The organism is Streptosporangium sp. NPDC023615, from assembly GCF_040640155.1.
In the GTDB taxonomy this organism is placed as follows: domain Bacteria; phylum Actinomycetota; class Actinomycetes; order Streptosporangiales; family Streptosporangiaceae; genus Streptosporangium.
Map to the genome: position 1 here is coordinate 1 of NZ_JBFABE010000185.1, position 1,165 is coordinate 1,165.

The window sequence follows — 1,165 nt, forward strand, 5'->3', positions numbered from 1 at the left end:
CTCGATCCGATACCCGCGGATCTTCACCTGGTCATCCGCACGACCGACGAACTCCAACACCCCACGGGCACTCCAGCGAACCAGATCACCCGTCCGGTACAACCTCTCACCCGTGTCGGTGAAGGGGTCGGCGACGAACCGGTCCGCGGTCAAACCAGGACGGCCTCCATAACCGTCAGCCAACTGCACCCCGCCCACGTACAACTCACCCACCACACCGCAGGCGACCGGCCGCAACCACGCGTCCAGCACCCGCACCCGCACCCCCGCCACCGGAGCCCCGATACCCACCCCATCATCAGCAACAGTGGCGACGGCGGCGGTGGCATCCCCGGTGACCTCGGTCGACCCATAGAAATTCCACAACACCGCCCCCGGCGCCACCCGCCGCATCGCCTCGACCGTGGCCGACCCCAGCACCTCCCCCGAACACACCCACTGCCGCAACGACCCCAACGACCCCGCCACACCCGGAACCCGAACCAGCACCTCGGCCAACCCCGGCACCGTCAACAAATGCGTCACACCAAAGCGGCCCACGATTTCAGCCAACGCCACCGGATCCCCAGCAACCCCATCAGCGACCACCACCACCGCAGCACCCGCCACCAAAGGCGTGAGCAACTCGGTCACCGCATCGACGAACCCCACACTGCTCTTCACCAAAGCCCGATCCCCCACCCCCAACCCCAGCACCTCAACACCCCACACCAACCGATTCACCACCGCCCCATGCGACAACACCACACCCTTCGGACGCCCCGTCGTCCCCGAAGTGAAAATCACAAACGCCGCATCAGTCACTACGTCCTGACTCATGCTCCGGCCGGTCACCTCAACCTCACCCGAGCCGGAGACCACGACCGCGGCACCACAATCCTCAAGGATCTGCCGCACCCGCTCGACCGGATACGCCGGATCCACCGGCACACACACCCCACCCGCCCGAAGCGTCCCCAACACCGCAACGACCCGCTCCACCGAACGCGGCAACACCACCGCCACCCGCCCACCGGCCCGCACACCCACACCCGCCAAAACACCCGCGAACGCATCCACCCGCGCATCCAACTCCGCATACGACAGAGAAGTCCCGTCCTCCGACAGGACCGCCGTCGCATCAGGAGTCGCCGCGATCTGCCGCCGGAGCAACCCGTCCACCGAC

Annotated in this window: 1 protein-coding gene; it reads right to left on the reverse strand. The window is 67.0% G+C overall.

The window, feature by feature from the left end:
- A partial coding sequence (locus AB0G16_RS38805; RefSeq protein WP_362816038.1) for an amino acid adenylation domain-containing protein occupies nt 1–1,165 on the reverse strand: 1,165 nt, incomplete at both ends.